Raw genomic sequence first — 21,530 nt, 5'->3', positions numbered from 1 at the left:
GGTTGTGCTTTTTGATTGCATGCGTCGGCGACATTCACAAGAAAAACGCAACTGTTTTGCGCAATCGACACCCAATTAGCCCGATGTAATCGATTAGAGTTACGTTGACTTTCCGGGCTGGTCGTCGCAAGAAAGGCCACGCAAATCAAAACGGAGTTCCATTGGAAACCGTGTCCAGATATCCATTTTCCAAAGCGAAGTCGGGGCTGTCGACATTGGGGGCGATGCTCCTGTTTTCCCTGGCGATTTCAGGCTCATTCCTATTTGCCGGCGAGGCCCGCGCCGATTTTCGCGTCTGCAATGGCACGCAAAATCTTGTTGGCGTGGCGATCGGTTACCGCGCCAAGGAAGGCTGGGTGACCGAGGGGTGGTGGCAGGTTCCTGCGACCACCTGTGCGACCCTGATCGAGGGCGAACTTCAATCGCGATACTATTATCTCTACGCGGAAGACGCGGCCCGTGGTGGTCGCTGGACCGGCGACGTCAACATGTGCGTCGCTGAAAACGAATTCAAGATCTCGGGCGTGCAGGACTGCTTTGCCCGCGGCTTCCAGCGGATGGGATTCAAGGAATACGACACGGGGCGGCAAGGGAGCTGGATGGTTCAGCTCTCCGATACGCCCGGCACGCAGGAAAGCCAGAATTGATGAAGCGGAACAGAAAAGTCAAAATCCTCGCCACGCTCGGACCGGCGTCTTCCGACGAGCAGATGATCCAGAAGCTGCACGAGGCAGGGGCTGATCTGTTCCGCATCAACATGAGCCATGCAAGCCACGACGTGATGCGCACGCTGGTGCAGCGCATCCGCGCCGTCGAAGCGCGCTGTGGTCGCCCGATCGGCATTCTCGGCGACCTGCAGGGCCCGAAGCTGCGGGTCGGCAAGTTTGCCGAAGGCAAGGTCGAGCTCAAGGTAGGCCAGACCTTTACCCTCGACAACAAGGACGAGCCCGGCGACAGCACCCGCGTTTTCCTGCCGCATCCGGAGATCCTCGAAGCGGTCAAGCCGGGCCATCGCCTGCTGATCGACGACGGCAAGCTGCATCTGCGCGCTGAAAAGACCGACGGCAAGAGCATCGTCACGACGGTTGTTGCCGGCACCAAGATTTCCGACCGCAAGGGCGTCAGCCTGCCCGACACGCTGCTGGCCGTCGGCGTTCTGACCGACAAGGATCGCTCCGACCTTGATGCGGTGCTGGCAACCGGCGAGTTCGACTGGGTGGCGCTGTCCTTCGTCCAGCGTCCCGAGGACCTGGCCGAAGTGCGCAAGATCGCCCGCGGCCGCGTCGGCCTGATGTCCAAGATTGAAAAGCCGCAGGCGCTCGAGCGCATCGACGAAATCATCGAGCTCTCCGACGCGCTGATGGTGGCGCGTGGCGATCTCGGTGTCGAAATGCCGCTCGAATCCGTTCCGGGCCTGCAAAAGCAGCTGACGCGCGCATGTCGCCGCGCCGGCAAGCCGGTGGTCGTCGCCACGCAGATGCTGGAATCGATGATCTCCGCGCCGGTTCCGACGCGCGCCGAAGTCTCCGACGTTGCGACCGCTGTTTTCGAAGGCGCAGACGCCATCATGCTGTCGGCAGAGTCCGCTTCTGGCGAATATCCGGTGGAAGCTGTCTCGACCATGGCCTCGATCGCCAGCAACGTCGAGCGCGACCCGCACTATTCCAGCATCATCTACGCGCAGCGCACGCCCCCTGAGGCAACTGGTGCCGACGCGATTTCGCTGGCGGCCCACCAGATCGCCGAGACGCTCCGGCTGTCGGCGATCGTCTGCTACACCTCGTCCGGCACGACGGGCCTTCGCGCCGCGCGCGAGCGCCCGCAGGTGCCGATCATCGCGCTCTCGCCGATCGTGCAGACCGCCCGCCGTCTTTCGGTCGTCTGGGGCCTGCATTGCGTCGTCACCGAGGATGCGACCGATCTGGACGACATGGTCAACCGCGCCTGCCGCATCGTGGCTCACGAGGGTTTCGGCAAGCCCGGCGAACGCGTCATCATCTCGGCCGGTGTGCCGCTCGGCACGCCCGGCGCCACCAATATGCTGCGCATCGCCTATATCGGCTCGGACGGCATGAGCGGCATCTAACGGCCGCTCTCTTCCTTGGGTTGCATGATAAGGCGGGCTTCGGCCCGCCTTGTTATTTTGTCGAGGTCGATCGATCTTCCGGAGAGTTTTTCCACGGCGGCAATGACGACGTCGGTGACGACGTAGTCGGGCTTGTGGCCGAGATTGCCGATCCACAGCAGTTCCGATCCGACAATGTCGCGCGCCAGGCCGCGCGAATGGATGTCGGCGAGAACGATATCGTCACTATCGCCGCTGACGATGATCGTCGGTGCGGCTATCTCCTGATATCGCGGCGCGATCTCGCTGACATAGGCATGAAGATTGGTGACATCGACGGCGTTGTTGCGAAAGGCCAGCGGCCGTAGCACGAGCTGGGGCGCCGTCTTGTCGATGTAGTCGGCGGGCCGGGGATTGGGATAGAAGACGGAACGCGTGCCGCTGTCGATCCTTCTCAGGCCGATCGGCGCGGCGAGTGTGTGCGCGAACAGCCAGCCGACATAGGGCAGGGCCGTCAGCCGATAGTACCAGTCGACGCCGCCTGGCCAGGGATGGGTCGCCGGCGCCAGCAAGACGAGGCCAGCCGTCTTTTCCGGATGGTGAAGGGCGAAGCTTGCGGCAATCGCCCCGCCGAAGGAGTGGCCGACGATGATCGCCCGGGCCATGCCTCTTCTTTCCATCAGCTTTGCAATCGCGTCCGCCTGGCCGTCGGGGCGGTCATTCTCCCGTCCGCCGCGTTCGGAGTAACCGTGGCCAGGCCGATCGACGAACAGCATTTCCGCGCGGCCCTCGAAGGCGGGAGCAAAGGCATGCATCTGATCGAGCAGATTACCGCTGGCACCGTGGATGAAGACGAGCGGCAGCAAGTCGGCTGTTGCCGTCGCCGGCCGATGGACGCTGTTCATGCGGAAGCCGCCGACGTTGATCAGCTCGCCTGAGTTCGGGAAGCGCGCGCTGATGGACTGCGCGCTGCGCAGGCTGTAGGCAATACCGACAAGCGTGAGGGCAACGATGAACAGGGCGGCTAGAACCATTGTCTCGGTGGATCCTCTCGTTCGGCAGTGTCAAACCTTCAGGGGACGGATGGCGATGCCACTCGGCTCATGCACAGCCATCGTGGCCAGATTTCGTCGGCGGCACGCTGACGGGTGAGAATAATTCAGGCAACGCCGTATCAGCGGCGCCTTTGCTGTACCGACGATCCTACCGATCGGTGGTCAATACGGGAGATGCGGCGAATTGATCGGCTGAGATGTCGATGACGATGTCGCCGTGACCCAGGCTTAGCTTTGCCAGCCGGTGTTGGTGCAAAAGAAGAACGGGCTGAGTTCAGGGCCGTCAGGAGACAGGCGCGGCGTACCGCTCACTCATGATGCCTCGAAGTCTTTCGCCTTCGGGTCACGCGACAGGAACAGGCGCTTTTGTCCGCATGCCCATTGCGAAGGGCTGCGGTGTATCGCTGCTCCGACGGAGGACATCCGGCGGGCTTACGTCTTGCTGCCCGCTAGCTTTTCGGTCAGCTCACCCAATTGCTCCTGTGCCTTTCGGTCGGCGGGATAGATCGCCAGGAGCTGCTCCCACGCCCTCAGCGCCAGCTCGTCCTTGCCGGCCGAGCCGAGGATTTCGGCCATGCCGGTGAGCGCGCCGAAGTGGCGTGGCTCCAGCGACAGGACGTGATTGATATCGGACATCGACTTGCGATAGTTGCCCATCATGTAATGAAGCGTGGCCCGGCGGTTCCAGCCTTCGACGTAGCTGGGGGCCAGCGTAATGACTTGGTCGAGAATATCGAGCGCTGCCGGCTGCTTGTTGTCGGCGATCGCCTTGTCGGCCCATTGCATCAGCAGGTTGACCGTGGCGCTGCCGGAATCCTGCCATTCCATGCGGATCTGGTTGGCGAGCTCGCGCGCCTTGTCGGCGTCTCGTTCCTTCTTGAGGTCGGAGAACAGGGCGTCCACGCGTTGCTTGGGAGTGGTGAGGCTGGCGGCCTCGGTTTCCGGCGCCGTCTCTGCGGCGAAAGCCAGGGTGCCGACTCCAACTGAGGCGGAGAGGAGGGCGGTACACGCCAGAATCAAGGGTACAAAAACTCGCATGGCGAGCATGTTAGCTCGCCACGGAATAGTTTCAAAATCAATTCTGGGACATCGCCGAAGCGAGGTGCCAACAGAAACCAGTCTGGGCTTCAGCCCTGACGTGCCTTGAAGCGCGGGTTCTGCTTGTTGATGATATACATACGGCCCTTGCGACGAACCAGACGGTTTTCGCGGTGGCGGGTCTTCAGCGACTTGAGCGAATTCTTGATCTTCATTTTCCTGATCCGCAGGTTTCGGGGAAACAAAATTCGCCCGGTATTTCTAACAATCAAAAGCGCGCCATGCAGCGCGCTCCGTAAGGTGGGATGGCAAATACCGTGTCACCCCAGTTGTGTCAACCGCAAGAGGCCGGATTTCGGCGCCTTGCCCCGCATTTCTGTGGCTTTGAGGCTCACGTCAGGCGGGTGATGTGACCCATCTTGCGGCCCGGCCGCGCTTCTGTCTTGCCGTAGAGATGGACGAAGACGTTGTCCTTGGCAAGCCAGGCCGGCACGTCGTCGATGTCGTCGCCGATCAGGTTCTGCATCACGCAGTCGGAGTGGCGGACAGGATTGCCGAGAGGCAGGCCGGTCACGGCGCGAATGTGCTGCTCGAATTGCGAGACGATGCAGGCCGCTTCCGTCCAATGGCCGGAATTGTGCACGCGCGGCGCCATTTCATTGGCAACGAGGCTGCCGTCGGCAAGCACGAAGAACTCAACGCCGATGACACCGACGTAACCGAGCGCATCGAGGATCGCCTTGGCCGCAGCGCGCGCAGCTTCCGCGGTCGCCGCGCTGATGGCGGCGGGCACGGTAGAAGTATGAAGAATGCCGTTGCGGTGAACGTTTTCTGCCGGATCGTAACAGGCGACAGCGCCATCGACCGAGCGGGCGGCGATGATGGAGATTTCCCGTTCGAACGGCACGAAACTCTCGAGGATCAAGGGCACGGAGCCGAGTGCTGCGAAAGCGCCCTGCGGGCTGTCCTGTTCTGAGCGGAACACGCGCTGACCCTTGCCGTCGTAGCCGAGGCGGCAGGTCTTCAGGACGCCGGAACCGCCAAAGTCGGCAAGTGCGGCCTCGAGATCGCCCTGGCTGTCGACGGCGTGAAACCGGGCGGTGACGATGCCGCTGTCGTTGAGGAAGCGCTTTTCCACCAGACGATCCTGGGCGGCTTCCAGTGCCTTCGGCGGCGGAAACACCGGCCGGGCGCGCGCAAGTCTCGCGGCAGCCGCGACCGGCACGTTTTCGAATTCGTAGGTGATGATGTCGCAGGCGGCCGCCAGGGCATCGAGCGCTTCGTCATCGTCATAGGCGGCGACGATCTGCTTGTTTGCCACCTGCGCTGCCGGACAGTCGGGCTGCGGCTCGAGGATGATGGTGCGAAAGTTCAGCCGTGCAGCAGACATGGCCAGCATGCGGCCGAGTTGGCCGCCGCCAATGATGCCGATGGTGGTCATGCGTCGTCTACCGGATATTCCGCGACGGCAACGGTCTGCTGCTCGCGCCAGTCGTCGAGACGGTCGGCCAGGTCGTTGTCGCTGAGCGCCAGCACGGCTGCGGCCAGCAGTGCGGCGTTGACGGCGCCAGCACGGCCGATCGCCAGCGTTCCGACAGGGATGCCGGCCGGCATCTGCACGATGGAGAGAAGGCTGTCCTGCCCGGAGAGCGCTTTCGACTGCACGGGCACGCCGAAGACCGGCAGCGGCGTCATCGATGCGCACATGCCCGGAAGATGGGCGGCGCCGCCGGCGCCGGCGATGATGACCTTGAAGCCTTCGTCGCGCGCGCCTTTGGCGAAGCTGACGAGCCGGTCAGGCGTACGGTGTGCCGAGACGATGCGGGCTTCATAGGCAATGTCGAGCGCGTCGAGCGTATCGGCGGCGTTCTTCATCGTCTCCCAGTCGGACTGGCTTCCCATGATGATGGCGACGGGTGGGGTCGTGGTGTCGAGCACGTCTTTAAGGTTCCGCTTCAGGCGATGATGTCGGGAATGATCTGGTCTTCGATCTTGGTGATCTTGTCCTTGATGACCAGCTTCTTCTTCTTCATGCGCTGAACTCTCAGCGCATCGCAGCCGGTCTGGATCATGGCGTTGATGGCAGCATCATAGTCTTCATGTTCCTGCCTCAGCCGCGCGGCGGTCAATCTGAGTTCGGCCTGGTCCTGGTCCGGCATGCAAAGCGATCCCCATCAGCCCGGTTGCGAAGTCCTCCTCGAACCGGAATTTCATGCGCCGCTCTATCACATCTTGGGCGGTAACGGGAAGTTATCCGTCGTCATCATTTCGCCTTCGACAAATGAAAAATGGCGTGGCACAGTAGTAAGGTTACAACCATGGAACATCCGGCATTTACCTGCCGGATGCAAGCAAAAGGAAGGGACTGCCAATGACCATTGAGGCTCATCTTGCAACGCTTGAGAAAAAACATGGCGCATTGGAGCAGGAGCTTCATGCAGCAATGAACCAGCCCTCCACCGAGGACGAAATGATCAGCGACATCAAGCGAAGGAAGCTGCGCATCAAGGACGAAATCGAAAGGCTTCGCTCCTCGACTCACTGATTATGAACGGTAATTCCCAGTAACAACGGGAGGTGTCCTCTCCAAGGAGACGACGCGACAAGGTTCACAACCAATCCCCTCAACGGAAGATACAGATCGCTCGACCGGGTTTGATGCCCGGTCGTTTTGTGTCAGGCGGCGGTTACGCTTCCACCGGAGCATCACGCCCAGAACTGATCCAACCAAAGGTTGAGCCTGTCGAAGCCGGGGCGGTTGATCGCGTAAATTCGCCGGGTGCCATTGGCTTCGACCGAAACCAGATTGCAGTCCAGGAGAGCCTTCAGGTGCTGCGATACCGCAGGGCGGCTGATCGGCAATCCCACGGCCAGTTCGTTGACCGTTTTCGGCGCACGCCGCAATTCCTCCAGCAGGTAACGCCGGTTGGGATCCGCGATAGCATCGAAAGGGTCCGCAATGGTCATGAGCCGACGTTAAGCGAATTCTGGTGGGGCGGCAAGAAAATTGTGCATTGCGGCATCCTCATTTTGCTATGCAATATGATGGCTTGCTTTGATACGCTCAGGCCCCGACCAGCAGGCTGTTGAGGCCATCCCACAAGAGCTTGAGCCCGGCAATGAAGGCCATGCTATACATGAACGGATAGAAGATCTGCGGCTTCATGCGGCGAACGATAAAGGCGCCGCAGACGGTGGCGACGATCGCCAGCGGAAACAACGTCGCGGAGATTTTCAGATTGCTCATGTCGAGCTGGCCCAGTGCAAAATAAGGAATGAGCTTGACGGCATTGAGGATGGCGAAGAAGCGAACGATCGTGCCGGTATATTCGCGCGGATCGAGCTGCAGCGGCAGCGCGTAGATCTGAAACGGCGGACCACCGGCATGGGCGACGAAGCTGCCGTAGCCGGCGAACGAGCCCCAGAGCGTCGCCGGCCCGGCCCGTTGCTGCTTGGGCTTGATTGTAATTCCATTGCGCATGCGCCAGACATTGTAGACATAGCGCAGCACGAACAGCACGGTGATAAGGCCGATGATCAGCCGCAGATAGTCGCGCGAGACATAGGCCGATGTCGCCCAACCGATGAGAATGCCGGCGATGGCGCCGGGCAAAAGCATGATCAGGGTCTTGCGATCGCCATGCTTGCGCCACATCCAGAGCGAGACGAGATCCATCGCAATCAGGATCGGCAAAAGCAGCGCTGCCGCCTGAACCGGTGAGACGGCCATGGACAGGATCGGCACGCCCATCAGCGAAAGGGCTTCGCCCATGCCGCCCTTGCTGAGGCCAACGAGAAGAACCGCCGGTATGGCGACGAGATAGAAGTCGAGGTCGGGAAGCATCGGTGGCGGTTGATCCTTTTGACGTCTCCGTCTATCGGTTTTCCCAAACGAAATCGAGCGCTGGTTTCCGCCGACAAGCGGGCACAGCCGGAAATGGATGTCATGAGCAAGACAAGTGAACGCTGCCGCCTGGTGCTGATCGCACCCGATATCGCCGATCCGGCGGAACGCGCCAAGGTGCTTGCCGACGCCCTGAAGGGCGGCGACGTCGCTTCGGTGATCGTGCCGCAATACGGCCTCGACGATAGCGAGTTCCAGAAACATGCCGAGCTTCTCGTGCCGATCATCCAGGAGGCAGGCGCTGCTGCGCTGATCGACGGCGACAGCCGCGTGGCCGGGCGCGTCAAGGCCGACGGCCTGCACATTTCCGGCAATGCCGAAGTGCTCGGCGAGGCGATCGAGAAGCATACGCCGAAACTCATCGTCGGCGGTGGCAACGCGGCCGACCGTCATCATGCGCTGGAAGTCGGCGAAGTGCGCCCGGATTATGTGTTCTTCGGCAAGACCGACGGCGACATCAAGCCGGATGCGCATCCGAAAAACCTGGCGCTGGCCGAATGGTGGGCCTCGATGATCGAGATCCCCTGCATCGTCATGGGCGGCACGGATCCGCAATCGGCGCTGGCGGCTGCCGAAACCGGGGCCGAGTTCGTTGCCCTTCGTCTGGCCGTCTTCGGCGAGCCTGAGCAGGCGCCCTCGATCGTTGCCGCCGTCAACGCGCTTCTTGACGAAAAAGCGCCACGGTTTGAAGATTAAGACGTGTCGATGTTGTACCGACAGTCGTCAAAGCTCAGCTGGGGCGTTGCCCTCCTTGCCGCCGCCGCTACCGTCGCGACGACGCCGGTGCGTGCGCAGGAACAGCCAGTTCCTGCGCAGGAGCAATCGGTGCCCGTGCCGGAAAAGCCGGCCGATGTGCCGGGTGAAGGCGTCAATGGCGATGACAGCGGCGCTGCCAAACGCGGCCGCATCACGCCCTTCAATGGCGCAGCGATGCCGGAAGACGGCACTGCCGCCGGCAAGCCTGTGGGCAAGCCGGGTGATCCGGTAGCGAAGAAGAAGGCCGGAGACGGCACGGTGCCGTCACAAGGCGTCAACGTCTTCGACCGCATGGGCGCGGAGTTGCCGGCCTTGCCGGCGGAAAAGCCGTTTGCCGGCAAGGTTGACGAAGCCTACGGCGCTTTCCAGCGCGGTTACTATCTGACGGCGATGGATCTGGCACTTCCGCGGGCCCAGCTTGGCGATCCGGCGGCCCAGACGCTTGTTGCCGAGATCCTGCAACAGGGCCTCGGTGTCGTACGCAATGCCAAGCAGGCGGCGTTCTGGTACGGACAGGCGGCAGAGAACGGCAACCCGGCGGCGATGTTCAAATACGCGCTGATCCTGATGGAGGGGCGCTACGTCAAGCGCGACCGGAAGAAATCCGAAGAACTGATGAAGAAGGCGGCTGATCTCGGCAATGCATCGGCCCAGTTCAACTACGGCCAGACGCTGGTGGCCGACAGCCCGGGCCCGAAGGGTCTGAAGGCGGCGATGCCCTACTACGAAAAATCGGCCGAGCAGGGGATCGCCGACGCGCAATATGCGCTGTCGCAGATCTACCTCAACGTCGATGGCATCGACGAGAGCAAGCGGGCAAGGGCGAGAGGGTGGCTGCTTCGCGCCGCCCATGCCGGTTACGATACGGCGCAGCTCGACATCGCTATCTGGATGATCGAAGGCATCGCCGGCGATCGCAACCTGGAGGACGGTTTCGGCTGGATGAAGCGGGCGGCGGAAGGCGGCAATGTCGTGGCGCAGAACCGGCTGTCGCATCTCTATGTCAATGCCATCGGCACCCGGCCCAATCCGGTCGAAGCCGCAAAGTGGTATGTGCTGTCGCGCCGCGCCGGCCTCAAGGATGATGCGCTGGAAGACTTTTACCTTGGTCTCAATGAGCAGCAGCAGAAGGCGGCACTCAGCGCGGCCAACAAGTTTCGCTCGACCTGACCAGCATTTCTGGCGCCTGAATCTCGACCGTTCGGTGGGGCCAGGCGCTATTTCTCTTGAACTTTCGGGGCTTTTGTGGTCTTGAAGCCCCGATTTTAGCCCTTGGCGCCATTGCTTCCGGCACGCCCCGGGGCGGAGTGATCTTCACTCGGTTTTTTGACGACGGAACTCGATGACAAGCCTTGCCCGAACGGCAGGCGCTTCGCATTTCGTCACACAGGTTCAATGTCCGATCGAGAAGGCTCGATCGGCCTTCGCTTCACAAGGATCGCCAGATGGCCCGTTCAGCTCTTCTCAATGTCATGGTCCAGGCCGCCTTCAAGGCCGGCAAGTCGCTCGCGCGCGATTTCGGTGAAGTACAGAACCTGCAGGTCTCGCTCAAGGGACCGAGCGACTACGTATCGCAGGCCGACCGCAAGGCTGAAAAGCTCATCCGCGAAGAACTGCTGAAGGCGCGTCCGACCTATGGCTTCCTCGGCGAAGAAGGCGAGGAGATCATCGGCACGGATGGCGCCCATCGCTGGATCGTCGATCCGCTCGACGGCACCACCAATTTTCTGCACGGCATTCCGCATTTCGCTGTCTCGATCGCGCTCGAGCGCCAGGGCGAGATTGTCGGTGCCGTCGTGTTCAACCCTGCGACGGACGAACTCTATACGGCCGAGCGCGGCGGCGGCGCCTTCCTCAATGACCGTCGTCTGCGCGTGGCAGCGCGCAAGGCCCTGTCGGATGCGGTGATCGCCACCGGCACGCCGCATCTCGGTCGCGGCAATCACGGCAAATACCTGATCGAACTGCGTCACGTGATGGGCGAAGTCGCCGGCATCCGTCGCATGGGCTCGGCTGCGCTCGATCTCGCCTATGTCGCTGCCGGCCGTTTCGACGGCTACTGGGAGCGCGACCTGGCGGCCTGGGACATCGCGGCCGGCGTGCTTCTTATCCGCGAGGCCGGTGGCTGGTCGACGGATATCGACGGCGGCTCCAAGCCGGTCGACGAAGGTTCGATCGTCTGCGGCAACGAGTACATCACCAAGGCGCTGCGCGACGTCGTTCACCGTCCGATCCCGACGAAATAATCAACGCCATTCGTTCCATGGCTGACAAGCCTCCGGTGCGCCACGCGTCGGAGGCTTTTGTTTTTCCTTCAATTCGGCGCAAAGTTTGCCTACAGCGCTCCGCGTCAAACATCACGCGCCATGGACGCCGCCGCGCTCCAAACAGGCTGCATAACTTTCTCCTTAAATCGATTCCGATTTGAGGAATTATGCAGTAGGCTCCGACGCGTCGCGGCACCGTTCCGCCAAATGCAACCGGGAGAATGGTATACCCATGACGAAACTGCATCTGTCCGGGTGGGACGGTCGGGAAGGCGTGGAAGCAGATTACAATCCGCATAAGCTTTCGAGCCCCATGCACTTTTTCTGGACCATGGTGATCTTCCTGATCATCGTCGGTTTCGTCGGCGCGATTCTCTTTCGGCAGGCACACAATGCCTTTCTCGCCAATCCGGGCCTCAACGGGCTGATCCTCGGGGTGCTGCTGATCGGCATCCTCCTGGCGTTCAATCACGTGCTCGGCCTTCGCCCCGAAGTGCGCTGGTTCAATTCGTTCCGCGCCGCCGGCAGCGCAGACAAGGTCGGGCGTGACCCGGTGTTGCTCGCGCCGATGCGCGCGCTGATCGGCGGTCGCCAGACGGCGATTTCGACGACGGCGCTCAGGTCGATCCTGGATTCGATTGCGACGCGTCTGGATGAATCGCGCGACACCACGCGCTACCTGACCGGCCTTCTCGTTTTCCTCGGCCTGCTCGGCACCTTCTGGGGCTTGCTCGGCACCATCGGCTCGATCAATACCGTCATCCAGTCGCTGGATGCCGGTTCCGGCAGCACCGAAGATGTACTTGGCGCCCTGAAAACAGGCCTTTCGGCGCCGCTCACCGGCATGGGCACGGCCTTCTCGACGTCGCTCTTCGGTCTTGCCGGCTCGCTGATCCTCGGCTTTCTCGATCTGCAGGCCGGTCGGGCGCAGAACCGTTTCTATACCGAGCTTGAAAACTGGCTGTCCTCCGTCACCGACGTCGGTTCGGAACTGTCGATCGACGGTGGCCTGCCGACCGGTGCGCCGGTGGAAGAGCTGAAGCGGCTGACCGACCAGCTCGTCCGCCTCAACCATGAAGGCGGGTCCAACCAGCGCACGACGGCGGCGATGGCGAGCCTTGCCGAGGGCATCCAGGGCCTGGTCAAGAACATGCGCGGCGAGCAGCAGATGCTGCGCGACTGGATCGAGGCGCAGCAGGAAGAAGCCAAGGCCATGCGCAAGACGCTGGACAAGCTGACGACACGCATCGGCCACTCCGAGCGCATTTCGGTGAACGGCGAGAAATCCGGATCGCAGGCCAAACACAGCCATGCGGACGACACCGGAGGGGAATGATCCATGGCGCTTGCCCGCAAAGGCCGCACACAGCGCACCATCGATTATTGGCCAGGCTTCGTCGATGCCCTATCGACGCTGCTCTTGTCGATCATGTTCCTGCTCAGCGTCTTCGTGCTGGCTCAGTTCCTGCTCAGCCGCGAGATCAGCGGCAAGGACGAGGTTCTGACGCGGCTGAACAGCCAGATCAACGAACTGACGCAGCTGCTGGCGCTTGAAAAGAGCGGCAAGCAGGATCTTGAAGATTCGCTTGCCAATCTGCAGGCTTCGCTCTCCCAGTCGGAAGGCGAACGCTCCCGCCTTCAGGCCCTGCTCGACAAGGGCGCCGGCAGCGCGGATGCCGCCAATGAGAAGCTGGGACGCGTCGGCGCCGAGCTCGACGCCGAGCGCCAGACCAGCGCTCGCGCCATGAGCCAGATCGAGCTTCTGAACCAGCAGATCGCGGCGCTGCGCAGCCAGATCGCGGCGATCGAGGAAGCCTTGCAGGCGTCTGAAGCCAAGGACGCGTCCTCGCAGACCAAGATCGCCGATCTCGGCCGCCGGCTGAATGTCGCGCTGGCGCAGCGGGTGCAGGAGCTGAACCGCTATCGCTCGGATTTCTTCGGTCGACTGCGTGAGATCCTGTCCGATCGCGAAAACATCCGTATCGTCGGCGACCGCTTCGTCTTCCAGTCGGAGGTGCTTTTCCCTTCGGGCGGCAACGAGCTCAATCCCGAGGGGCAGGTCGAAATGGCCAAGCTCGCCTCGGCCCTGCTCGACCTTGCCAAGGAAATTCCAGCCGAGATCAACTGGGTGCTACGCGTTGACGGACACACGGACAATGTCCAGCTTTCGGGCACCGGTCGTTATGCCGACAACTGGGAGCTTTCGTCTGCCCGTGCCACATCCGTCGTCAAGTTCCTGATCTCGAAGGGCGTGCCGGCCGACAGGCTGGTTGCGGCCGGTTTCGGCGAGTATCAGCCGATCGCCGAGGGCGACAGCGTCGAGGCGCGGTCGCAAAACCGTCGCATCGAGCTGAAGCTGACCGAGAAATAGGTCGCGCTGACCGAGACGAAGTTCGCGTCGACCTCCTGGCCCCCGTGCCCTTGAATTGACCTTGACGTGCGCGTAACACTTTCGACCGAGGGATGCACGACGCTTGCATCTTCGGGGATGCTGGAGAGAGCCGGCCTTCCTGAAGGCGAGTGAAACTTGCATCTCCGAGGGGGATGCGGGGAGGCGCCTTGGATGGATTGTGATGTACTGGTGGTCGGTGCCGGCCTTGCCGGTCTTGTGGCGGCGTCGGAGGCGGCAGTACTCGGCCGCAAGGTCATCGTTCTCGACCAGGAGGGGGAGCAGAACCTCGGTGGCCAGGCCTTCTGGTCGCTTGGCGGCCTGTTTTTCGTCGACAGTCCCGAGCAGCGCCGCATGGGCATCAGGGACAGCAGAGAGCTTGCCCGCCAGGACTGGATGGGCTCGTCGCAATTCGATCGTCCGGAAGATCACTGGCCACGACTATGGGCGGATGCCTATCTCGATTTCGCTGCCGGTGAGAAGCGCAGTTGGCTGTATCAGCTCGGCATGCGCTGGTTTCCCGTCGTCGGCTGGGCCGAACGCGGCGGTGGCCTTGCCCATGGCCACGGCAACTCGGTGCCGCGCTTCCACGTCACGTGGGGAACGGGTCCAGCTGTGCTCGAGCCGTTCGTACGGCTGACGCGCGAGGCCGAAAGCCGTGGTCTCGTGCGCTTTCGTTTCCGCCACCGCGTCGATGAGCTGGTAACGACCGATGGGGCGGTCACCGGTGCGCGCGGTTCGGTGCTCAAGGCTGATCCTGTCGGCCGGGGAGCGCGCAGCTCGCGTGACGTCTACGGAGACTTCGAGATATCGGCGGGCGCCGTGATCGTCACATCGGGCGGTATCGGCGGCAACCCTGAACTGGTGCGGCGCAACTGGCCGCGCAAGCGGCTCGGCCAGCCGCCGGCGACGATGGTCTGCGGCGTACCGCATCATGTCGATGGCCGGATGCTGGAGATCGCTTCCCGCGCCCGCGGCTCGGTAATCAATTCCGATCGCATGTGGCACTATACCGAAGGCCTTAGGAATTTCGACCCGATCTGGCCGGATCACGGCATCCGCATCCTGCCGGGTCCCTCGTCGTTCTGGTGCGATGCCGACGGCAATCGCTTTCCGGCACCCGCCATGCCCGGCTTCGATACGCTTGGCACGCTCAAGGCCATTCGCGACAGCGGTCATGATTACAGCTGGTTCGTCCTGACAAGGGCGATTATCAAGAAGGAATTCGCGCTCTCGGGTTCCGAGCAGAATCCCGATCTGACCGGCAAGAGCATCTCGCTTCTTCTCAAGCGTTTGGGCAAGAATCCGCCCGGACCGGTGCAGGCCTTCATGGACAAGGGCGAAGATTTTCTCGTGCGCGACCGGCTCGACGATCTCGTGCCGGCGATGAATGCGCTGACCGGCGAGAACCGCCTCTCGGTCGATCACCTGCGCGACCAGATCGAGGCGCGCGATCGCGAGATCACCAACCCTTTCTCCAAGGATGCGCAGGTTACGGCGATCCGCGGGGCACGCTCCTACCGCGGCGACCGGCTGTTGCGCACCGCCAAACCGCACCGCCTGCTGGACTCCAAGGCCGGACCGTTGATTGCCGTCCGGCTGCATATCCTGACGCGCAAGACGCTCGGCGGTCTGCAGACCAATCTGTCGGGCCAGGTGCTCGAACAGTCGGGCGAGCCGGTGCCGGGGCTTTATGCAGCCGGCGAAGTGGCAGGCTTCGGCGGCGGCGGCATGCATGGCTACAACGCGCTTGAAGGCACATTTCTTGGTGGCTGTATCTACTCAGGGCGCGTGGCCGGCCGGGGTGCCGCCGGGACGGTTTGAGTAAAGCAAACCGACCAACTTTGCTCGGCGTAACTTGCCCCTCACCCTAGCCCTCTCCCCGCCAAGCGGGGAGAGGGGACGCTGGCCGCGGTTGGTACACAGATTGTGGTGGCAGAACCTTTCCAGGCCCGAACGTGAAGCGATTTCGCTCGAGGTGGGCTCGGCGCCTCGGGGGTGGGCAGCGGGAGGCATGTCGCCGCCAGGCGCAGCATGCAAGGTTAAGTCGGCGCGTGCCGCAATGTCCCTTCGCCCCGCTAAGCGGGGAGAAGGTGGCGGCAGCCGGATGAGGGGCTGATCCGCCGGATGGAAACCGATCGCTTGGGATCAATCCATCTGGATGTTGGCGTCGCGAACGATGGGCGTCCACTTTGCCAGCTCCGCCTTGACGTGGGCGCCGAGCTCCGCAGGCGTCGAGCCGACGATGGTGGCGCTAAACTCCTTCATGCGCTCGACCACGGCCGGATCGGCAAGCGCCTTGTTGGCCGCTTCGTTGAGGCGGGCGACAACGGGTTCGGGCGTGTTGGCCGGCGCAAACAGCGCGTTCCAAGTGTAGGTTTCGTAGCCTGGTATGCCGGCTTCAGCGACCGTCGGCACGTCGGGGAAAGAGGGCGCCCGTTCGGCTGTGGTGACCGCAAGCGCCCGCAAGGTGCCGGCCTTGATGTGCCCGGAGGAGGACGGCAGGTTGTCGAACATGATCGGCACCTGGTTGCCGATGACATCGTTCAGCGCCGGGCCCGCGCCCTTGTAGGGGATGTGCTGCATGCTGACGCCGGCCATCGTCTTGAAGAGTTCGCCGGAGAGGTGCAACGGCGTACCGTTGCCGGAAGAGGCGTAGGCATATTCATCGGGCTTGGCCTTCAGGAGCGCCAGCAATTCCGCGACGGTCTTGGCCGGCATCTCCGGATTGACCACCAGCACGTTCGGCACGATGACCAGAAGCGAGATCGGCGCGAAGTCCTTTTCCGGGTCATAGGGTTTGGTCTTGAGGATCAGCGGGTTGAGGGCGTGGGTCGCGACCGTGCCCATGAGGATCGTGTAGCCGTCCGGATCGGCGCGCGCGACATTGTCCGCACCGAGGTTGCCGCCGGCGCCGGCGACGTTCTGGACGATGACCTGCTGTCCGAGATCTTCCGACATCTTCTGTGCGACGATACGTGCCACCACGTCGGTCGAGCCGCCGGCGGCAAAGGGAACGACGAGGGTGACGGCGCGATCCGGAAAGCCTTGAGCGCTTGCCTGGGTACCAGTTCCGAAAACGGTGAGTGCAGTGAAGCCGAGCGCAAGCGCCGCTCGTCGGGTCAAGTTCGAAAACGTCATTAGGGTCCTCCCTGGACAGTCCACAACTGGCGTGGCGGCCGAAAAAAAGCCGGCACCTATAGAATAGGGTCCGGCTTTCGAGCGGCAATGGCGTGCCGGGCGTGCCGGCATCAGACTATCGTCGTGTTTGTATTACTTGTTCGGGCTCAAGAACAGCTCCTCGGCGCCGTGGTTGAACTGCAACCGTGCCAACTTCGCATAGAGCCCGTCCTGGCGGATCAGCGAGGCATGGGTTCCCTCTTCGACCACACGGCCGTGTTCCATCACCAGGATACGGTCTGCCTTCAGGACGGTTGCGAGCCGATGGGCGATGACGATGGTCGTGCGCTCATGCAGCAAACCTTCAAGTGCCTTCTGGACCAGCGTTTCGCTTTCGGCGTCGAGCGCAGAGGTCGCCTCGTCGAGCAGAAGGATCGGGGCATTGCGCAAAATGGCGCGGGCAATGGCAATGCGCTGGCGCTGGCCGCCCGAGAGCGTAATGCCGCGCTCGCCGACCAGCGTGTCGTAGCCCTTTTCCATCCGGCCGATGAACTCGTCGGCCTGGGCGGCGACGGCTGCAGCGCGCACGGCCTCGCGGCTTGCGCCCGGCACGCCGAAGGCGATGTTGTCGTGAACGGAGGACGCAAAGATGGTGACGTCCTGCGGCACGATCGCCAGGCGGGCGCGCAGTTCCTTCGGGTCGACGGTGCGGATATCGATGCCATCGACGGTGACAGCGCCCTTTGCCGGATCATAGAACCGCAACAGCATCGAAAAGACGGTGCTTTTGCCGGCGCCGGATGGGCCGACGATTGCGACCGTTTCGCCCGGTTTGATCGCAAAGCTCAGGCCGTTCAGGCTCTTGTAATCGGGGCGTGCCGGATAGGCGAAATAGACGTCGTCGAAGCTGATGGCGCCAAGTGCGGGCGATGGAAGGGCGACAGGATTTTCCTGCGCCTTGATATCAGGGACTTCGGTTAGCAGTTCGTTCAGCCGCTCTGCGGCGCCGGCCGCCTGCGAAAGCTCGCCCCAGACCTCAGAGAGCGAGCCGAGGCTGCCTGCGGCAAATACCGAATAGAGCAGGAACTGGCTGAGCGTGCCGGCCGAGAGATTGCCTGCGAGCACGTCGCGCGCCCCGAACCAGAGGACCGCGACGACGCTGCCGAACACCATGGTGATGGCAAAGGCCGTCAGCACCGAACGCGCCTTGATCGCCGAGCGAGCGGCGCCGAAGGCATCCTCGACCGCCGTGCCGAAGCGGTTGTTGGCGATGTCTTCGCTGTTGAAGGCCTGAACGGTGCGCGAGGCGGCAATCGCCTCGCCGGCATAGGCCGATGCCGTTGCCAGCGTGTCCTGCGCCTCGCGCGAGCGGCGGCGGACGGAGCGGCCGAAGCCGACCAGCGGAAACACGATCACCGGAATTGCCGCCAGCACCAGGCTCGACAGCTTCGGGCTGGTGTAGACCATCATGCCGATGGCGCCGAGACACAGGATCAGGTTGCGAAGGGCGACCGATGCCGTCGCACCGACGGCGGACTTGAGCTGCGTGGTGTCGGCCGTCAGCCGCGAGACGATCTCGCCCGACTGGTTGACGTCGAAGAACGACGCTGAAAGCCGGGTGACGTGCTGAAAGACGTTGCGGCGGAGATCGGCGACGATGCGTTCGCCAAGGGTGATGACGAAGTAGTAGCGCGCAGCGCTCGCCAAGGCGAGGATGATGGCGAGCATCATCAGCATCGCAAAGTAGGTATTGATGAAGCCGCTGTCGGAATTGGAAAAGCCGTTGTCGACCATGCGCCTGACGGCGAGCGGCAGCGTCAGGGTCGTTATCGCCGCGGTCACGAGCGAAATTCCGGCCCCGATAACCAGATATCGGTAGCGCTTGAGGTAGGGCAGCAGCGTGGCGAGAGGGCGAATGGATTTGCGCGCTGGCGACTGGTTTTCTCGTTCGGACACATGACCCCCGTTCGCCAATCACGGAGGGGGCGGGTTTGCCCATGAGTCTTCCGCGCGGCACTTGTTATCCCGCAGACCTTGATGTATAGGCACGGCATCGAATTGGGAAGCCGTGGCCCATCAGGCGGTCCGCGGCTTCATTTACGTGTTCGGTCTCGAAGTCGCAATGCCTTGCGACAATTGGACCCTGGAACTCTAGGAAGATCATTATGAAGGCAGATATCCATCCCGACTATCACCTGATCAAGGTGGTCATGACTGACGGCACCGAATACGAAACCCGCTCGACCTGGGGTTCTGAAGGCGCCACCATGAACCTGGAAATCGACCCGAAGTCGCACCCGGCCTGGACGGGCGGCAACCAGCAGCTCATGGACCGCGGCGGCCGCGTCTCCAAGTTCAAGAAGCGTTTCGAAGGCCTCGGCCTCTAATCGCACGCTCTCTTGGCGCGTTTTCGAAGCCCGGCTCTGCCGGGCTTTTTGTTGTTCTGACTTCCGTTTCCGATGCCGGATGAGATCTCCGATCGCAGTCACATACGAGCGTGCCTGATCGGCGCACGAAAAAACCCGGCTCAAAGGCCGGGTCTGTTTCACTGGCAGCAGACTGCCGAAAATCTTCAGATCAATTGGTGCCGAAGGCCGTCTGGAGCAGCTTGATCTGCGCCTTGACGCCGTTCTGGTTGTCCGGAACGAAGGTCGAGGCTTCCTGCGGGCGGTAGATCTCGCGGTCGAGCAGGGCGACGCGGTTCTGCAGGCGCAGAGAGCGCTCGATGAGATCACGGAACGATTCCGGAAGCTCGCTCCAGCCGGGCGCGCTGCGGTCGACGTTGAAGCTGTCGAGGCGAACCTTGCTCTTTTCCGAAAGCACCTGGTCACGGCTCATCTCGCCATTGTTGACGGCGCGCTGAAGCAGGAGCCACGATGCCATCTGCATCAGGCGGGTGGTGAGGCGCATGGATTCTGCTGCATAGAGGACCGATGCCATGCGCGGCAAGACCTTGGATGCCAGGCGACCGGGACCGTCGAGATAGCTCGCGGTTTCTTCGACCAGACCCATGCCTTCCGAATAGAGCGCCTTGAACTGCGCCGACGCCGCCGCGTGCCCCGCGAAACTGACGGTATTCAATCCTCTTTCGGACATGACCTGTTTTCCCTGGTTCAAACGCATCACGACAGTCGGGTAACGGGCGGCTTTGGGAAAAGTTTCCTTGCCGGCCTCTATGCCTGAAGAATGATGCCATAGCGCATTTCGCGCAAGAGCATTCTTAAGAAAGGGTTAATCTCCACAATTCTTTGCAGCGACCTATGACAAAACAAAAAAAGAGCCGCGGAAAGCGGCTCTCAAGGTAAAACAGGGAGAAAAATCAGACCCATTCGCCAGTCGGAGAAATTGTCTGAGTCCGGAAAGCTCCGGATGATCAGACAATCGCAGAGAATGCTTAATATACCGTTAAAAGAGCGCCGTTTCGGGCCAATTGTCCTTGCGCGGCCGTTAGCGAAACAGGCCTTCGGCCGCTGATCGGCTTGCGGATTTGCGCTCGCGCTCGGCCTCGAGCCGGGCAATTTCCTCGTTCAGCAGCGCGATGCGTTGCGTGAGTTCGTCGACCGACAAAAGTGACAGGTCGCTGCCGATCTCGTGCGCCAGTTTCTTTTTCGGTAGGTCTTCGTCAAACAGGCCCATTCGACTTCTCCTCCTGTTCGGGGTCGATATCGCCATCGTCGCCGTGGGTTTCATCAAACGGCGCTGCGCGTGGCGACAGCTGCAGGCTCTCGGGCGTCACAGCCGTGCCGGTATTGATCGGCGAGAAGGCATCACGCTCGGCGACGGGCACCGGCGCGCGCATGCGGCTGCGGATGATGGCATAGGCGGTGATGAGGATGTGGGCGCAGGCGGTGATCATGAACAGCCCGTAGGGGCCGGTCGCGGTCATGACCGGGCCGCCGATGGTCGGCCCGATGATGGTGCCGATACCGTAAAGCAGCAGCAAACCACCGGAAACCTTGACGAAATCCTCGGCGGTCGCAAAGTCGTTGGCATGCGAAACGGCGATTGGGTAGAGCGCATTGGCGGCGGCGCCGTAGATCGCGATCAGTGTCAGCACGATCCAGACCTGGGTGGGTTCCACCAGGAAGATCAGGAGACCCGCAAGCGCGCCGACGCCGGCAAGGGCGGCTAGCACGTAGCGCCGGTCGATGCGGTCGGAGAGGCGTCCGGCCGGCAACTGCATGACCGCGCCCGCAAAGATTGCCACGCTCATCATCGCCGCCACCGTACTGTCGGAGAGGCCCGCCTGGCGGCCGAAGACGGCGCCGAGCGTGCCGAAGGCGCCATTGGCGATGCCGACGAGCAGGATGCCGAGGAAGGAGACCGGGGAGTTTCGGTAGAGCCCTCGCAGGTCGAGCTGCACCTGCTTCAGCGGCTGCGGCGTGGCGGCCTTCGACAAAAGGGTCGGCAGCATCGCGACGCAATAGAGAATGCCGCAGATCATGAAGAGAGTGCTGGTGGAGGTATCACCGAACGGGATCATCATCTGGCCGCCGACGACGCCGAAGAGCGTGATGGCGATGTAAAGGGAAAAGATGACGCCGCGGCTCTCATTGGTGGCGCGTTCGTTGAGCCAGCTTTCGATGATCATCGAGGTGCCGGCGGTGGCAAAGCCGGTGAGCGCACGCAGGATCAGCCACCAGGTGGGGTCGATCAGGATACCGGTCATCAGCGCGACAATGGCGATCAGCGACGAAAAGACGCTGAAGGCACGCACGTGGCCGATGCGTTTGACGACAGCAGGCGCGAAGAAGCAGCCAAGCACGAAACCGGCCGCCCAGGACGTACCGATCAGGCCGAGGATGGTGGTGGGGTAGCCCTCGGCCGTGCCTCTGACCGGCAAAAGCAGGCCCTGCAGGCCGTTGCCCAGGAAGAGAAACAGTGTGCCCAGCAGGAGAGAGGCGACGGGGAGCAGGTTATTTCTCATCATCCATCC

General features: G+C 62.3%; 22 protein-coding genes and 1 pseudogene. 10 read left to right on the top strand and 13 right to left on the bottom strand.

Annotation, left to right across the window (positions count from 1 at the left end; all coding sequences use genetic code 11):
- Positions 1-266: 266 nt before the first annotated feature.
- A pseudogene (locus LPJGGPFB_RS30355) lies at positions 267-647 on the top strand (DUF1036 domain-containing protein); the annotation flags it as partial.
- On the top strand, positions 647-2,086 hold the full coding sequence (pyk, locus tag LPJGGPFB_RS30350; protein WP_173423631.1) for a pyruvate kinase: 1,440 nt from the start codon (positions 647-649) through the stop codon (positions 2,084-2,086). The pseudogene LPJGGPFB_RS30355 and the gene pyk, both read left to right, overlap by 1 nt.
- Here the strand turns inward: pyk and LPJGGPFB_RS30345 are convergent.
- The 6 genes from LPJGGPFB_RS30345 to LPJGGPFB_RS30320 form a co-directional block, all read right to left on the bottom strand.
- Positions 2,083-3,099, bottom strand: a complete 1,017-nt coding sequence (locus tag LPJGGPFB_RS30345; protein WP_173423630.1) for an alpha/beta fold hydrolase — start codon at positions 3,097-3,099, stop codon at positions 2,083-2,085. The two genes, pyk and LPJGGPFB_RS30345, sit on opposite strands and share 4 nt — an antisense overlap.
- A gap of 453 nt (positions 3,100-3,552) precedes the next feature.
- The gene (locus LPJGGPFB_RS30340; RefSeq protein ID WP_173423629.1) at positions 3,553-4,167 is read right to left on the bottom strand and encodes a tetratricopeptide repeat protein; all 615 of its coding nucleotides are present in this window, start codon (positions 4,165-4,167) and stop codon (positions 3,553-3,555) included.
- An 80-nt stretch (positions 4,168-4,247) separates the two neighbouring features.
- Positions 4,248-4,373, bottom strand: coding sequence for a type B 50S ribosomal protein L36 (gene ykgO / locus LPJGGPFB_RS30335; protein WP_053249625.1), 126 nt, complete (start codon positions 4,371-4,373; stop codon positions 4,248-4,250).
- Positions 4,374-4,549: 176 nt separating this feature from the next.
- Positions 4,550-5,599 carry a 5-(carboxyamino)imidazole ribonucleotide synthase gene (locus tag LPJGGPFB_RS30330; RefSeq protein ID WP_173423628.1) on the bottom strand — a complete coding sequence of 350 codons (1,050 nt, stop codon included), beginning with the start codon at positions 5,597-5,599 and terminating at the stop codon, positions 4,550-4,552.
- Positions 5,596-6,060: a 5-(carboxyamino)imidazole ribonucleotide mutase gene (gene purE, locus LPJGGPFB_RS30325; RefSeq protein ID WP_038576471.1), complete on the bottom strand. Its 465-nt coding sequence runs from the start codon at positions 6,058-6,060 to the stop codon at positions 5,596-5,598. Before purE ends, LPJGGPFB_RS30330 begins: the two co-directional genes overlap by 4 nt.
- Before the next feature lie 53 nt (positions 6,061-6,113).
- On the bottom strand, positions 6,114-6,317 hold the full coding sequence (locus LPJGGPFB_RS30320; RefSeq protein ID WP_077500646.1) for a YdcH family protein: 204 nt from the start codon (positions 6,315-6,317) through the stop codon (positions 6,114-6,116).
- Positions 6,318-6,529: 212 nt separating this feature from the next.
- On the opposite strand from LPJGGPFB_RS30320, the gene LPJGGPFB_RS30315 reads away from it, so the two are divergent.
- The gene (locus tag LPJGGPFB_RS30315) at positions 6,530-6,703 is read left to right on the top strand and encodes a YdcH family protein (RefSeq protein WP_065780944.1); all 174 of its coding nucleotides are present in this window, start codon (positions 6,530-6,532) and stop codon (positions 6,701-6,703) included.
- Between the two features lie 161 nt (positions 6,704-6,864).
- Here the strand turns inward: LPJGGPFB_RS30315 and LPJGGPFB_RS30310 are convergent, their stop codons facing one another.
- A complete protein-coding gene (locus LPJGGPFB_RS30310; RefSeq protein WP_077500648.1) occupies positions 6,865-7,125 on the bottom strand; it encodes an ArsR/SmtB family transcription factor in 261 nt (86 codons plus the stop codon).
- 97 nt (positions 7,126-7,222) lie between these two features.
- Complete coding sequence (locus tag LPJGGPFB_RS30305) at positions 7,223-8,002, bottom strand: sulfite exporter TauE/SafE family protein (protein WP_173423627.1); 780 nt, start codon at positions 8,000-8,002, stop codon at positions 7,223-7,225.
- A gap of 102 nt (positions 8,003-8,104) precedes the next feature.
- Between LPJGGPFB_RS30305 and LPJGGPFB_RS30300 the strand changes: the two genes are divergently transcribed.
- From LPJGGPFB_RS30300 to LPJGGPFB_RS30275, 6 genes are all read left to right on the top strand, one after another.
- Positions 8,105-8,758, top strand: a complete 654-nt coding sequence (locus tag LPJGGPFB_RS30300) for a thiamine phosphate synthase (protein WP_173423626.1) — start codon at positions 8,105-8,107, stop codon at positions 8,756-8,758.
- Positions 8,759-8,767: 9 nt separating this feature from the next.
- Positions 8,768-9,988: a tetratricopeptide repeat protein gene (locus LPJGGPFB_RS30295; RefSeq protein ID WP_173423625.1), complete on the top strand. Its 1,221-nt coding sequence runs from the start codon at positions 8,768-8,770 to the stop codon at positions 9,986-9,988.
- A gap of 275 nt (positions 9,989-10,263) precedes the next feature.
- Positions 10,264-11,064 carry an inositol monophosphatase family protein gene (locus LPJGGPFB_RS30290; protein ID WP_173423624.1) on the top strand — a complete coding sequence of 267 codons (801 nt, stop codon included), beginning with the start codon at positions 10,264-10,266 and terminating at the stop codon, positions 11,062-11,064.
- 253 nt (positions 11,065-11,317) lie between these two features.
- On the top strand, positions 11,318-12,421 hold the full coding sequence (locus tag LPJGGPFB_RS30285) for a MotA/TolQ/ExbB proton channel family protein (protein WP_173423623.1): 1,104 nt from the start codon (positions 11,318-11,320) through the stop codon (positions 12,419-12,421).
- A 3-nt stretch (positions 12,422-12,424) separates the two neighbouring features.
- Positions 12,425-13,456 (top strand): peptidoglycan -binding protein, encoded by a 1,032-nt coding sequence (locus LPJGGPFB_RS30280; protein WP_173423622.1) that lies wholly within the window; start codon positions 12,425-12,427, stop codon positions 13,454-13,456.
- A 192-nt stretch (positions 13,457-13,648) separates the two neighbouring features.
- A complete protein-coding gene (locus LPJGGPFB_RS30275) occupies positions 13,649-15,298 on the top strand; it encodes an FAD-binding dehydrogenase (protein ID WP_173423621.1) in 1,650 nt (549 codons plus the stop codon).
- A 324-nt stretch (positions 15,299-15,622) separates the two neighbouring features.
- Here the strand turns inward: LPJGGPFB_RS30275 and LPJGGPFB_RS30270 are convergent, their stop codons facing one another.
- Entirely contained in the window at positions 15,623-16,615 is a 993-nt protein-coding gene (locus LPJGGPFB_RS30270; protein WP_173423620.1) for a Bug family tripartite tricarboxylate transporter substrate binding protein, read from the bottom strand.
- 132 nt (positions 16,616-16,747) lie between these two features.
- Positions 16,748-18,550: an ABC transporter transmembrane domain-containing protein gene (locus LPJGGPFB_RS30265; RefSeq protein ID WP_173423619.1), complete on the bottom strand. Its 1,803-nt coding sequence runs from the start codon at positions 18,548-18,550 to the stop codon at positions 16,748-16,750.
- A 209-nt stretch (positions 18,551-18,759) separates the two neighbouring features.
- On the opposite strand from LPJGGPFB_RS30265, the gene rpmE reads away from it, so the two are divergent.
- On the top strand, positions 18,760-18,981 hold the full coding sequence (gene rpmE / locus LPJGGPFB_RS30260) for a 50S ribosomal protein L31 (RefSeq protein ID WP_053249635.1): 222 nt from the start codon (positions 18,760-18,762) through the stop codon (positions 18,979-18,981).
- Positions 18,982-19,171: 190 nt separating this feature from the next.
- On the opposite strand, the gene rcdA is transcribed toward rpmE, so the two are convergent.
- The 3 genes from rcdA to LPJGGPFB_RS30245 all read right to left on the bottom strand — a co-directional run bounded on the left by rcdA (position 19,172) and on the right by LPJGGPFB_RS30245 (position 21,521).
- The gene (gene rcdA, locus LPJGGPFB_RS30255) at positions 19,172-19,690 is read right to left on the bottom strand and encodes a protease adaptor protein RcdA (RefSeq protein ID WP_077500665.1); all 519 of its coding nucleotides are present in this window, start codon (positions 19,688-19,690) and stop codon (positions 19,172-19,174) included.
- Between the two features lie 351 nt (positions 19,691-20,041).
- The gene (locus tag LPJGGPFB_RS30250) at positions 20,042-20,230 is read right to left on the bottom strand and encodes a DUF1192 domain-containing protein (protein ID WP_077500667.1); all 189 of its coding nucleotides are present in this window, start codon (positions 20,228-20,230) and stop codon (positions 20,042-20,044) included.
- Entirely contained in the window at positions 20,217-21,521 is a 1,305-nt protein-coding gene (locus LPJGGPFB_RS30245) for an MFS transporter (protein ID WP_173423618.1), read from the bottom strand. The genes LPJGGPFB_RS30250 and LPJGGPFB_RS30245 overlap by 14 nt, the downstream gene beginning before the upstream one ends.
- Positions 21,522-21,530: the final 9 nt, after the last annotated feature.

This window comes from Ensifer adhaerens (assembly GCF_013283195.1).
In the GTDB taxonomy this organism is placed as follows: domain Bacteria; phylum Pseudomonadota; class Alphaproteobacteria; order Rhizobiales; family Rhizobiaceae; genus Ensifer; species Ensifer adhaerens_G.
Note: the sequence above shows the minus strand (reverse complement) of the source record. Positions and strands in the feature narration are given on the sequence as shown.